11 protein-coding genes are annotated in these 12,464 nt (G+C 58.8%); 9 read left to right on the top strand and 2 right to left on the bottom strand.

Going from position 1 to position 12,464, the window contains the following annotated elements; translation table 11 throughout:
- The first annotated feature begins 4 nt into the window (after positions 1-4).
- Positions 5-421, top strand: coding sequence for an organic hydroperoxide resistance protein (locus A3AC_RS0109105; protein WP_025598478.1), 417 nt, complete (start codon positions 5-7; stop codon positions 419-421).
- A gap of 105 nt (positions 422-526) precedes the next feature.
- On the opposite strand, the gene A3AC_RS0109100 is transcribed toward A3AC_RS0109105, so the two are convergent.
- Positions 527-1,003, bottom strand: coding sequence for a hypothetical protein (locus A3AC_RS0109100; protein WP_025598477.1), 477 nt, complete (start codon positions 1,001-1,003; stop codon positions 527-529).
- 717 nt (positions 1,004-1,720) lie between these two features.
- On the opposite strand from A3AC_RS0109100, the gene A3AC_RS0109095 reads away from it, so the two are divergent.
- The 8 genes from A3AC_RS0109095 (at position 1,721) to A3AC_RS0109060 (ending at position 11,684) form a co-directional block, all read left to right on the top strand.
- Positions 1,721-2,764 carry a glycosyltransferase family 2 protein gene (locus A3AC_RS0109095; RefSeq protein ID WP_025598476.1) on the top strand — a complete coding sequence of 348 codons (1,044 nt, stop codon included), beginning with the start codon at positions 1,721-1,723 and terminating at the stop codon, positions 2,762-2,764.
- Between the two features lie 50 nt (positions 2,765-2,814).
- Positions 2,815-3,819, top strand: coding sequence for a glycosyltransferase family A protein (locus A3AC_RS0109090; RefSeq protein ID WP_025598475.1), 1,005 nt, complete (start codon positions 2,815-2,817; stop codon positions 3,817-3,819).
- 177 nt (positions 3,820-3,996) lie between these two features.
- Positions 3,997-5,079, top strand: coding sequence for a glycosyltransferase family 2 protein (locus A3AC_RS0109085; protein WP_025598474.1), 1,083 nt, complete (start codon positions 3,997-3,999; stop codon positions 5,077-5,079).
- A 182-nt stretch (positions 5,080-5,261) separates the two neighbouring features.
- Entirely contained in the window at positions 5,262-7,367 is a 2,106-nt protein-coding gene (locus A3AC_RS0109080) for a haloacid dehalogenase (protein ID WP_025598472.1), read from the top strand.
- 431 nt (positions 7,368-7,798) lie between these two features.
- Complete coding sequence (locus A3AC_RS0109075; protein ID WP_025598471.1) at positions 7,799-8,584, top strand: alpha/beta hydrolase; 786 nt, start codon at positions 7,799-7,801, stop codon at positions 8,582-8,584.
- A 1,160-nt stretch (positions 8,585-9,744) separates the two neighbouring features.
- Complete coding sequence (locus A3AC_RS0109070) at positions 9,745-10,164, top strand: cupin domain-containing protein (RefSeq protein ID WP_025598470.1); 420 nt, start codon at positions 9,745-9,747, stop codon at positions 10,162-10,164.
- A gap of 29 nt (positions 10,165-10,193) precedes the next feature.
- Positions 10,194-10,655 carry an MEKHLA domain-containing protein gene (locus A3AC_RS0109065; protein WP_025598469.1) on the top strand — a complete coding sequence of 154 codons (462 nt, stop codon included), beginning with the start codon at positions 10,194-10,196 and terminating at the stop codon, positions 10,653-10,655.
- A gap of 117 nt (positions 10,656-10,772) precedes the next feature.
- Positions 10,773-11,684, top strand: coding sequence for a LysR family transcriptional regulator (locus A3AC_RS0109060; RefSeq protein WP_025598468.1), 912 nt, complete (start codon positions 10,773-10,775; stop codon positions 11,682-11,684).
- A 4-nt stretch (positions 11,685-11,688) separates the two neighbouring features.
- Here A3AC_RS0109060 and A3AC_RS0109055 read toward each other — a convergent pair whose 3' ends face one another.
- Positions 11,689-12,393, bottom strand: a complete 705-nt coding sequence (locus tag A3AC_RS0109055) for a sterol desaturase family protein (protein ID WP_025598467.1) — start codon at positions 12,391-12,393, stop codon at positions 11,689-11,691.
- Positions 12,394-12,464 lie beyond the last annotated feature (71 nt).

Raw genomic sequence — 12,464 nt, 5'->3', positions numbered from 1 at the left:
CATCATGACTCGGATCGACAAAGTGCTGTACACCGGCAAGACCCATACCACGGGCGGACGCGACGGCGCATCGCGCAGTTCCGACGGGCGCCTCGACCTCAGGCTATCTACTCCCGGAGCGACGGGCGGCGGGACGAATCCGGAGCAGATGTTCGCCGCCGGCTGGTCCGCCTGTTTCATCGGCGCCATGGGATTGGCCGCAGCGAAGATGAAAGTCGCGCTGCCCGCCGATACGGCCGTCGACGCCGAAGTCGATCTGTGCACGACCGATGGCGCTTACTTCTTGCAGGCTCGGCTCAACGTCAGCCTGCCCGGCGTGGAGCGCGAAGTCGCCGAGGCGCTCACGCGCGCCGCGCACGAAACCTGCCCGTACTCGAAGGCGACGCGCGGGAACATCGACGTGGTTATCAGTGTGGTCTGAATGCGGCGACGCGGGCGGCCAAACTTCTGCCTGACGTCCGAGTTCCACTCGCTGCGCGCGAGCGAATAGCGATCGACACAATCCCAAAGGAAAGACAGCTCGAGATCAGGCCGGCGCTAGCGGCGGCATGTCATCGGGCGGCGATTGCGCCGGATCGGAACAAAGCGCCGCGTGCAGCGTGGCGGGATCGAAACGCCACGGCTCAGGAATACCCAGCGCGGCGCCGATCGATTCCGAACAGTGCCAATGGCCCTCACGATGACGCCGGCGCGACAGGAAACCGAACACGGCCGCGAGGTCGTACGGCTCGCCGAGGTGATCGTTGAACCACTCTATTGCGGCACGCTCCGTCACAGCACCGATCGCGGACCCAACGACATCCCATCGCGCCGGATCCAGGTTGGTGACGATGAAGCGCACGCCCCCATCCTCGAGCGACGACGATGCACACAGATGCGCGTCATCGATCGGAGCGACGACGAGTTCACAATGCGAATAAGGACTGTTCGTACGCCAACGGATTAACCGGTTGAATATCCCGGAGAGGCCCGGGCGCGTTCCCTTGTAAAAAGCAACTTTCATCAATTAACTCCAGGTGTTGGCCCGCCACGTCGTCGATCGTCCGCAGAACCGAGTTTTTTCGATCGACTTGCCGGAGAGCTTCTGGGCGAATACATATTAGGAGATTCCAAACGGCACAGACAAATAAGCAGAACGTTGGTGCCATGCCAGTGCGAAAACGACGCGCCTCGCGCCCCTTCTTGTATGAGGAAAATGACAACGGGCGAGACCACCGGATCGAGGCCGCCGATAGCAGATATTTGTTGGACTACTGAAGAGATTCGACACGCGGTGCTGTATGAGATGGCCACTCATTTAATAGCGAGCACCTTCGCACTTCGCGTAAATGGAATATTTGCGCGCTGTGAGATTTGCTTCGCAAATAGCGTATCGCGCAAGCGGTTCCCATGCCCAAGTCCTATGTAATCGCGGCACGCCACTTTCTTATTACGATATCGCGCGCTCATCGACGATTTTCCTTCGCAGATTAAGAAACTGCCCGGCGGAATGTGCGGCTGTTCAACATTTTGCGCCTTTATCGACCGATTTTAGGCCGCAAGTACCTGATCAACTAAACGGCTACCCTACATTCGATCAGGTGAACTACTAATCCATAGCGCACTGCAAGCCGCGGACCGTGACGGCAATATCAGCCGTTTCTTCGCGGCTGCTGGCCGGTGCAGCGCATGCCCGCTGGTTCCAGGGCGCCTGGTTGATGAGAGAAGCCGGAGGTAGTAGATGAACATAGGACGCAGCGGACGTGTAGCAAATGAAGATCTGTTTTTTTCGATCGTCATAGCCAACTACAATTACGGGCGTTTTATTCGTCAGGCCATTGAAAGCGCCCTGACGCAAGACTGGCGTAACCTCGAGATCATCGTCGTGGATGATGGTTCGACGGACGACTCGGCGGAAGTCATCCATTCGTTTGGCGAAAAGATCACCGCCATATTCAAGGAGAACGGTGGCCAGCGGGAAGCCAACAACGTGGGCTTTGAGCGAAGCGCGGGCGACATCGTCATCTTCCTCGATGCTGACGATGTTCTGGTACCCGGCGCGCTGCGCTCTATTGCCTCGGTATGGCGAACCGGTCTCAGCAAGGTGCAGGTATTGATGGAGCGCGTCGACGCTCAGGGCCGTCCGATACAAAACGTAGTCCCCAAGATCCGAAACGTAATTCCAAAGATTCCACCAGGACTGTCCTCCGAGGCCATCCGTCACTGGGCTTATGAGACTTCCGAATATCCTACGCCGCCGGGCTCGGGAAACGCCTACGCCCGCAGCTTCCTGGAAAAAATCTTTCCACTGGATGGGACTTACGATTCATTCACGGATTCAACCTGCATCGCCATGGCCCCCTTCATGGGCGACGTGGAGACGATCGCCGCGCCTTTGGTGCTTTATCGCATGCATGGCTCAAATGATAGCGCCATGAGTGCGAGCACCAGCAACTTCGGCCGCGAGATCGCGCGTGCGCTCAAGCGTCACAGCGCCGCCTGCAAGGCCTGCGCAATGACCGGCCGGCCGGCGCCGCCGCTTAGCACCCTGTTCTTTGCGCCCCACTTGCTTCAATTGCGGGTTGCCTCTTTGCGGCTCACACCGGGACAACATCCGCTGCCCGGCGACAGCCGGGTCCGGGCCCTGCGAGATGCCTTCTCCATTCCCTTCCGCGCAAGTTTCGAGCGCCCCGTCTTCCGGTGTCTCATCGCTGGATGGAGCATTGCCACCTTGCTCGCGCCGAAGAACATCGCCAGCACGCTCATTCGTCGCCGATTCATATGAAATATTTCGCAGTCCATCAGGGCACTTTCTATTCCTGCGCGTGAGTGACCATGAAGGAAATGACGGTTGTAATCTGCAACCATAACTACGAACAGTTTCTGGCAGAGGCCATCGATTCGGCGCTCGCGCAGGACTACATGAGCACTCACGTCATGGTGATCGACGACGGGTCGACAGACGGGTCGCGTGCAATCATCGAAGGCTACGGCAACCGCATCACGTCCGTTTTCAAAGACAACGGCGGACAGGTGTCCGCCTACAATCTGGGGCTTCATCTGGCTAAAACCGACTACGTGCTGTTCCTCGACGCTGATGACCTGCTCTATCAGGGCGCCGTGACAGAAGTGATGCAGCGCTTTGCCAGCGATAACCTGGCAAAAGTGCAGTTCCGGCTAGACGTCATTGACCACATGAGCGAGCGTATGGGCGCTTATGTGCCCCACTCCCGAATTGACGGTGACTGTCGCAAGCTTCTGCTGGACGGGTGGCTCTACCCGTCACCGCCTGCGTCTGGAAACGCATATAGCGTCAGTGCGCTCAGGAAGATCTTTCCTGTGCCGGAAACGCTAAAGGACCGATATGGCGCGGACTTTTATGCAATCTATGGGGCGGCCCTGGTCGGACCCGTATCGAGCATCCCATTGTCGCTCGGCGGATACCGGATATCTGCTGGAGCAGGGCGAGACGTGTCATTTGCCAACTCCGATCAAACTGGAAAGGCACCCAAAGCATTCACGTCCCGTTGGCTAACCCTCCGCGAACTGGCATTGCGCCGCCTGGGAATGCAATTGCCGGCCGACTTCCATGACTTCGCGTATGAAAGGGCCTATTTCTATTCGAATGTCTATCACGCGCCGTTAATGACCCGATGGCACTGGATGTTAAGGGATTCTCACCGGTATCTGCATGCGATCGTGGCGAATCCCTTCTGGAGTCTGAAGAAAAAGGTGGGAACGCTCGTGCTTTCCAGCCTATGTCTTGTTCCGTATTCACCTATCGCAGACTACGCGGTTCGCTATATCTGCAATCCGCTAGCTCGTCGTACCGCCCGTTAGGAAAGAGATCCATGTTGCATTCGTAGCAATGACAAGAGTCGTTGCCCGATCCGGCAGGTTCAATGGCTTCGACTCGATATCACGCCGAGGACGCCAGACTCGCGTACAACGAAGGCAACCGACTCTGAGCATTCCTCTATCCACTAGCAGGCTTCTTTAACTTTGAACGGCGCAGAAATGCAGCATCATCAATCAAAGTCAACCGTCGGCTTGTCGTACGGCAACGAGTGCGTAACGGGCCAAGACCCGTCCCTGGTGGGACCCGTGAGCGATTGCGCCCATACCGAAGAGCGCGCCGCGAAGATGTCGGATCATGCGGCGCAACCATCTGTCACTGTCGTAATGGCAAATTTCAACGGCGAACATTGGATCGGCGAAGCCATTCAGTCTGTCCAGAGACAGAGCCTGAAAGACTGGGAACTGATCGTTGCGGACGATGCTTCCACTGACGCTAGTGTGGAAATCGTCCGCGCGTTTGCCGATAACGACTCCCGGATTGTGCTCCTCACGTCGTCGTCCAACGCGGGGCCATCGGCTGCGCGCAATTCTGCGCTGGCGCGCGCGCGGGGGCGCTGGATCACATTCCTCGACAGCGACGACCTCTTCGAGGAAGGACGCCTGAAGTCGTTGCTGGAAAACGCGCAAACGTACGGCGCAGGCGTGGTAGCGGATGATTTGCTCATCATGGACGAGAACGGCTCGCTCACTGGACATTCGCTGCTTGGCCTTGAAAGGTTCAGAACTTTCGATGCCGTTTCGCTTGTCCGGGCGCCACGCCTCGCCTATCTCAAGCCTATGATCAACGCCGCACTGGTGGAGGGGCTTCGGTATGACGAGCGACTTCGTTCCGGCGAAGACTTCGATCTGCTGTTGCGTTTGCTGGCCAGGCACGATGCACAAATAGGCGTCTATCCGGCTATGGGTTACCACTACCGGCGGCGTGGTGGTTCGCTCTCCACCAACAGGTCAGCGGATCGGCAGGCGCTACGAGGCATGCTCGACGCTAATACGTGTTTCCGCACGTCGTACGCACTTTCTGGAAGCTTGGCCGCCGCGTGCGCGCGCCGCCATCGATCGCTCAAGGCCTCGCTTCATTGGGTCGATGTGACCGAGGCGGTTCGTGAAAGGCGCTTTGTGACAGCCGTCAGGCACGTAATCGATCATCCTCGCGTTCTGGGTTGTGCGATGCAATTCTTCAAGAAGCGGTTTTCCGTACTCTTATTCAGAAACAAGCGCCGCGCCAAAACATTCGGGCTATGAACGAAGTGCCGCGACAGCGCATAGACGTGTGCTCCATCGCCCGAATAATCGGCCGCAAGCTTTCACGGAAGTCCCGGTAGCGACCGAAATTACAACGGTAAGCAACCTGGCAATGCGAAATGAGGCGGTATGACAGCGGCGTCGGCGAAAACCCTCTCCTTTTCGAAAGGCGGAAGAAACTGATGAATGCGACGAACCTTGCGCTCGAACGGATTTTTAACCAACGATTCGTGTCAGCTGGCATCCAGCAGTTTTTTGCAGCTACACCACGCCTGCAAGAGGTGGATGCGAAAGAGATATGGACCGGCAATGGTTTAGTGTCCTTTGACGTCTTCGATACCTTGATAACCAGGCCTTTGCAGAGGCCATCCGATATGTTCCTGCTCACGGGGTATCGACTGCAACGCGAATTCGGCTCGCTCGTTGAGCCCGACGAATGGCTGTTCATTCGGCAATCGGCGGAAGCCAGGGCACGCAAGGCGCGAATTGAGCGTGAAGTGACGCTCAATGATATCTACACGGAAATTGCAGCGTCGGCGGACTTGCCTCGTGAATTTCTCGCGGCGGCGCAGGCCATCGAAGTCGGGCTCGAGAAGCGCTTGCTGCGACCCATAGCCGGTATGGTCGAGACTTTCAATCGCTTCTCGGCTTTGGGAAGAACGGCAATTATTTCGGATACCTACTTTTCTGCGCAAGATCTGGAAACCATGCTTCGCGGTTGCGGCGTGCGGGTGAACCGCGCCGAACTGTTCATTTCATGTGAAAGGGGTTGTGCGAAGAGGACCGGGTCTCTCTTTTCAATTGCGAAAGGCGGTTGCGTAGGTCATCTCCATGTTGGCGACAGCGCATTTTCAGACGTGTTTCAAGCGCGGCGCGCAGGCGGTCGCGCAGCACCGTTCTTCATCGGGTCGCCCACTCGATTGGAGCGAGAACTCGGCAAGGGTGCGATCGAGCCGCCGCTGCTCAGATCTGCTCTGTCGGGAAGCGCGCGCTCGGCGCGTCTGCGTTTCAAGGCGGTCACCGGCCATGACCAGGCGCTTGCCGGAATATCGTCAGGTTTCACGGGCCCGTTGCTCCTTGCGTTCGTGGTGTGGATCCTGAAACAGGCCCGACACAGGAAAATCGATCAGTTATTCTTTCTCGCGCGTGACGGCCAGATTCTCTTATCCATTGCGAAGAAGATAGTGGATTCATATGGAATGCAGATCGATTTGCACTATCTTCATGTATCCCGCCAATCGCTTCACTTGCCTGCGCTCTTCAACGTATCTGAGAGCGATCTGAATCATTTGGGCCTTACGAGTGGCATTTCGCTGTCTGAGGTATTTGAAAAATTCAACCTGGGTATCGATCATCCGGTCATCGCCCGCTTGCAGGAACGCCTTCGTATTCGTTCCCCGCATAGCCCAATGAACTCCTCGGAAATGCAACAATTGATCCAGCAGATCCAGACAGACGATGAAGTGGGCAATCTCATCAATACAACCGCCTCATCGGCGCGACAACTACTGCTCGACTATCTGGATCAGAAAGGATTCCTCGCCGACGGGAACATCGGTGTCGTCGATATCGGATGGCGCGGAAATCTGCAGCGGTCGCTGGCGAAGGTCGCGTGCAGCCGCGAAGCCAATTTCGACCAGCGCCTGTCGGGCTTTTACTTCGGGCTTTATCGTCGCCCGGAGAACTGCGGCAGCCTCGACGATTATCTGAGCGAGTCCGTTGCCGAGCCTATACGGCCGTTCGTTCGAGGGCCGATATTCGAGGCCCTTTGCGCGGCGGACCACGGCACGACGACTGGTTACAAACGTGCTGCCGACGGCCTTGTCTATCCGGAACTCCTCACTCAGGACAATCCGCAGGCGCTGGCATGGGGCCTGAAACTTCAACACGATGTGATCAATGCCTATGTCGACGATGTGTTGGCGGTTCTCACCGAGGCCGGTATCGACATACTGGATTCCTTGCAAGGGGTGACGCAGGCAGCGGCCATCGTAACCAGACTGGTGATAGGCTCGCCCTCCAGGAGTGAAGCGAGTGCGCTAGGCTCCTTTCCGCATGCGAGTGATCAGTTGCATAGAGTGTTCGAGGAGGTCGCGCCTGCCCTGCCCCTCAGTGCCCGGGAGTGGATATCGAGACTCGGAGACCGGGACGGGAAACCTCTGATTTCTGAATGGCCTGAGGCAAGCGTGGTTCGGGCGGTCCCTCCTCTTGGAGCCGGCATGATGCTGGGTAGTCTTGGCGTGGCGAGATGGTTGCGCACGCGCCTGATGACCCGTAACGGCGGGTAGTGCCACGTTGACGGCCAGGGCGACAACGTACCGGGCGGACGGAATCATTTTGAGCGGGTGTGGTTTAGCCGACGCAGATGTTTCCCTGTTGACATCCGCGTCAAGTATAAGAGTCGCCGGTTTCCGCATCCACTGAGATGTGATACAGAGCCACAGCCCGCCCTCCCCGACGTTCGGACAGCGTTGCAGGCGCTGGTCGGGCTACCCTATCGCCGTTCCCCGACAATCCACGCATCGCATTCCATCAGCAAAACATGCGACGGCCTGATGGTCCCATCACGCCACATCCCTACAGCCCATTTCTCCTGTTGGGCATTGTCCTGCCGCATCGACGCGCCGGTCTTTTTTCACATGCCTGGTGGAATAACCGGATCCTGTCGTTGTTTGCCTGAGTGCAACCGGACCTTTCATTCATCAACAAGGAGATTTAAATGAATTTTCGCCTGTTTAGCGGTGCTCTCGTCATCCTGTCCATCATGTCGACCGGAAATGCGGCGTGGGCGCAATCCAGCCCAGCGACGCACCCGGCGCCCGTGACCAATGTCGTGCTGGTGCATGGCTTATATGCCGACGGTTCGAGTTGGGAGAAAGTGATTCCTCTACTGCAGGCCGCGGGCCTGCATGTGACGTCGGTGCAGAACCCGACCACATCGCTCGACGCAGACGTCGATGCCGTGAAGCGGGCATTGGCCCAGCAAGATGGCCCCACGGTGCTTGTAGCGCACTCGTATGGAGGCATGGTAATCAGTCAGGCCGGTGACGACCCCAAGGTTACGGGGCTCGTCTACATCGCGGCACGCGCGCCGGAGGCTGGCGAGGACTATCCTGCACTAACCCACAAGTTCCCCGCCGCGCCCGCCGCAGCCGGGCTGCAGTGGTCTTCCGACGGGTACGGAAAGCTCTCTGAAAGTGCATTTGTGAAGGACTTCGCGGGCGACCTGCCCGCTGCGCAAGCGCAAGCGTACTATGCAGTACAGCAGCCGATGGGCAAGGCGATCACCTCAGCAAAAACGACGATCGCTGCATGGCATGACAAGCCGACGTGGTACGCCGTATCGACCGAAGATCGGACCATCAATCCCGATCTCGAGCGGTTCATGGCAAACCGGATGAAAGCCCATACGGTCGATATCGCTTCGAGTCATGTTTCGCTTCTCTCCCATCCTGAAGAGGTCGCAAACCTCATTCTCACGGCGGCGGGACGTCCGGCCCAATAACCGGTTGCGTGTGACCGCAGCACGCATGGGAGGCCGCTCTCATTTCGCTCCAACAGCGGCATCCGTTGCTCCCGACATGCGGACGAGGCTACGGCGCGCGCAATGACGAGAATCGCCCGCACAGGAAGCGGACAGGTTGCAGGTGACGCACTCAAACGCCACTTGCATCGGCGCCTTCGTGAACATAGCAAAATCGATTAAATCAATTCGACATCCTTACTGATATGTACTCAAGTAAGGCGACGTTTCTTTAAAAGTACTTCCGCGGTTCTTTCTGTTCCAACGATTCCTGCGATCCGCAGCCCGCCAATTTTTCACTCACGTGATGCCCCGAGGTCCGGCATCCCACAGATGTGTACGGACTCTCTGTGCCTTCGGCTGGAAAGCGACGGCTGAGCATTTGCTGTTGTGCTCGGAATAAACACAAAAGACGGAGCGTTCTGTGTAGGCAATCACGAACTGAGGACGCGACCGTCGCGAGCACATTGACGCCCGACGCCGCGGTGGGTTCTCGTGCTCGTTCAGAACACTACTGAAGCCCCGTGCGATGCCAGTCCTGTCGTCCGGCACTGAAATGCAGTTCATCTAACTCAGGAATAAACATGCGTACACTTGCAACCGCGCTTTCGATTGCAGCAGTTTCGGCAGTCGGTCTCGCCGCGCGTGGCGGCAATTCGGACTCCAATACACCGCCTGCATCGTCTACAGGTACGTTCACTCGCGCGCGTCTGCATGCCATTGTCCAACGACATAGCCAAATGAATCCATGGCTTGGTCGCGACGAATGAGCGTTTCAAGGCCAACGTCCGAGGCGTTCCCGTTCCAATAACGCAGTTCGACTCCTCTTTATTTTCTGGACCGATCGTGTTCACAGCTCTCTTGTACTTTGTCGCCTTCCTGTTGATTGTCGCGATCGCTTTGTGCGGCATTACGCGACGCAACTTGCGCCGATCGCCCTCACGATGGCACACCGCCGCGCCGGATAACGATCAGGAGCCATATCCCCGACAGTGGGAATGAAGCAAGCCGAGTGAAGAGTGCCGATAAGCCTTGGCGGAATAAGGTCGCGCACGCAAGCGTTTTATCTGACCCGTAAGCCTCGCCCCTCCCGACTTTATGCGGCGAGAGGCGTCCTTAAAACGCAGCAAGGAGAAGAATCCATGCCGTCCAGCAAACAAGCCAACCCCACTTGCCAGGTGGTGCGCCCCGGTGACAGTTATCAGGGCAAGCAGGCACTGTTGTACGAGCCCGGCGTTTCCGCCGATAGCGTTGGCGCAACGGGCATCCACATGCAGCTCGCGACCCTCCCGCCGCTCGCGCGCGCCAAGGCTCACAAGCATGTCGCCCACGAAACGGCCATCTACGTGATGAGCGGGCGCTCGGGGGTCTGGTTCGGCGAGGAGCTGGAGCGACATGCGTTCGTGAATGCCGGCGAATTCCTCTACATTCCGGCTAACATGCCGCACGTGCCCTACAATCCGAGCGATTGCGAAAACTGCGTGAGTGTCATTGCGCGCACGGATGCCAACGAGCAGGAAAGCGTGACGCTGCTCCCACACCTGGATTCGATCCACCCCTGAAAGAACTGCACAACACAGAGCCTTTAACAATGCACCCGAGCACCGATCCTGCATTCTTCCAACTGCTCGCCAGCAGCTACGAGCGCCTGCTAAAACGCCCGCTTGTACCGGTGGGTTCTGGCATCGGTAATGCTGCCCGCTGGCTCTACGACGAGGCACCATTCGCCGTTCTGGCTCACGACACGTCGCCCGATCCGCTCTTCGTCTACGGCAATCGCGCCGCGCAGCGACGCTTCGAGTACGCGTGGGACGAGATCGTCGGACTGCCGTCCAGGCTGTCGGCCGACGCACCGAACCGCGACGAACGGCAAGCGTTTCTGCAGCAGGTCGAACGAGATGGCTACGTCCAGGGCTATCGCGGAATCCGGGTGACGAAGTCCGGCAAACGCTTCTGGATCGAGAACGCGACGGTCTGGCAGCTTTACGACGACAAAGGCACGCATCGTGGCCAGGCGGCCATGATTCCCGAATCGCGCGACCTCGAGTCCTAAGTTGTGAGGTCTCGGGTGTGGGCCCCTGCTTCAGCGCGACTCGCCCCGCGCGGTCGGCCCGGCGTTACGATATCTGCTTTGAACCGACAGCCGATCCTTCCGCCTGAGCGCCGCCCTATGGAACTGAAGCAGATCCAGTATTTCATCGCTCTCTTCGAGGAGGGCACCGTGACCCGCGCGGCCAAGCGGCTGAACATCGCGCAGCCCGCGCTCAGCATGCAGATTTCGAAGCTCGAAACCGAAGTGCGGCAGACGCTCTTCGCGCGCGGCCCGCACGGCATGGCCCCGACCGAAGCAGCGCGGCTCATGTACCGCCTCTACACGCCGATCATGCGCGACATCGAACACGCCCGCGAGCATCTGAGCCGGCGCGATGTCATCGTGACCGGGCGCGTGTCGCTCGGGATGGTGTCGTCGGAAGCGCAAAGCGTGCTGCCCGAATCGCTCGCGCGGTTCGACGCCCTTTTTCCGCAAGTCGAAGTGTCCGTCGCGGACGGCTTCAGCGCGCAACTCATCGACGCCGTCGAAGCGGGCCGGCTCGATGCCGCGATCATCAACAAGCCGCGGGGGCGGCTCACGCTCGACGTGGAGCCGCTGCTCGTGGAAGAAATGGTGCTGGTGACGAGCGCGACTCACGGGCCGGATCTGCCGGAGACGATCGATCTCGTCACGCAGTCCGGTATCGAGTTTGTACTCCCCACGCGCCGCAACGGTCTGCGCGGCGCGCTCGATGCCGCTCTGATGGCCGCCGACGTCGTCATTCAGCCGAAGTTCGAGATCGATCTGCTCAGCACTATCGTGCAGTTCGTCGAGCAGAGCAGTATCGCGACCATCCTGCCGCGCGTCGTGGTGCAGGCGAAGGTGGACGAAGGTCTGCTGGAGGCGCGCACGATCGTCTCGCCGCCCATCGTTCGTCACATCATCCAGGTCACGCATCCCAAGCGGCCCATCGGGCCGGCCTCGCAAGCGCTGATCGCGATCATCACCGAGGAGATTCGTCGCGTGACCACTGGCGCACGGGCTTGGTGAAAACTCAACCGCCGCTCGGGCTCATCGGCTCACGCGCGCTGCGCGACGCATCGCTGCGCGTGCCGAACAGCGTGTCGCAGATCGGGAACGTGAGGTTGAAGTTCTGCGTCGCCATGAGTTCGGGATCGTGATGCGAGACGTGCAGGCGCCGGACCGTGTTGATGAGCGGCACGCGGTCGAGAAACGGGCTGTCGGTCACATGCGAAAGTGTGTGCAGCCCTTCGTACATCAGATAGTACGCGGCCATTGTCAGAAGCGCGATATAGCCAGCGTTACGTGAGAACGCAAAGCCGATCACCAGCGCGAGCGGCGTGGCCGCGAGCACGAATGCGACGGGCGCAAACGGCGGAAACAGCAACGCGCGCCAATGCCTGTGGCCCTTGTACTCCAGCGTCACATGCGTGAAAAAGCGGTGATGAACCGCGCAATGGCGCTTGTAGATCATGCTGAAATATCGGGTCGGCCGATGCAGCACATAGCGGTGCGCGGCCCACTCCGCCCAGTTGCCGAACAGAAAGAGCGGCACGACCGCGAGCCATTCCGCGAACGTCGGCGCATGAAGCTGCGCGGCGCAATAGACGATCACCGCCGTGGTGAAAATGAGCGTGAAACCGAGATGCATCTCTCCGCGATACCACCACGGCGTCGCCTGCACATATTCGTCGCGAAACTTGTAGGATCGCGCGCGAACGTCGTCGTCATACTTCATGATGAAGCGTCTCCATTTTTGTATCGGACACTGCGCGGGCGCGCTCTTCAGCGCGCCCGCCGATGCTTGCA

The sequence above is a fragment of the Burkholderia sp. WSM2230 genome, from assembly GCF_000472445.1.
Classification (GTDB): domain Bacteria; phylum Pseudomonadota; class Gammaproteobacteria; order Burkholderiales; family Burkholderiaceae; genus Paraburkholderia.
Note: the sequence above shows the minus strand (reverse complement) of the source record. Positions and strands in the feature narration are given on the sequence as shown.

Excerpts from the sequence above, each read along its gene's own strand:
- A3AC_RS0109105 (WP_025598478.1), top strand. The coding sequence starts at position 5 with ATGACTCGGATCGACAAAGTGCTGTACACCGGCAAGACCCATACCACG.
- A3AC_RS0109100 (WP_025598477.1), bottom strand. The coding sequence starts at position 1,003 with ATGAAAGTTGCTTTTTACAAGGGAACGCGCCCGGGCCTCTCCGGGATA.
- A3AC_RS0109095 (WP_025598476.1), top strand. The coding sequence starts at position 1,721 with ATGAACATAGGACGCAGCGGACGTGTAGCAAATGAAGATCTGTTTTTT.
- A3AC_RS0109090 (WP_025598475.1), top strand. The coding sequence starts at position 2,815 with ATGAAGGAAATGACGGTTGTAATCTGCAACCATAACTACGAACAGTTT.
- A3AC_RS0109085 (WP_025598474.1), top strand. The coding sequence starts at position 3,997 with ATGCAGCATCATCAATCAAAGTCAACCGTCGGCTTGTCGTACGGCAAC.
- A3AC_RS0109080 (WP_025598472.1), top strand. The coding sequence starts at position 5,262 with ATGAATGCGACGAACCTTGCGCTCGAACGGATTTTTAACCAACGATTC.
- A3AC_RS0109075 (WP_025598471.1), top strand. The coding sequence starts at position 7,799 with ATGAATTTTCGCCTGTTTAGCGGTGCTCTCGTCATCCTGTCCATCATG.
- A3AC_RS0109070 (WP_025598470.1), top strand. The coding sequence starts at position 9,745 with ATGCCGTCCAGCAAACAAGCCAACCCCACTTGCCAGGTGGTGCGCCCC.
- A3AC_RS0109065 (WP_025598469.1), top strand. The coding sequence starts at position 10,194 with ATGCACCCGAGCACCGATCCTGCATTCTTCCAACTGCTCGCCAGCAGC.
- A3AC_RS0109060 (WP_025598468.1), top strand. The coding sequence starts at position 10,773 with ATGGAACTGAAGCAGATCCAGTATTTCATCGCTCTCTTCGAGGAGGGC.
- A3AC_RS0109055 (WP_025598467.1), bottom strand. The coding sequence starts at position 12,393 with ATGAAGTATGACGACGACGTTCGCGCGCGATCCTACAAGTTTCGCGAC.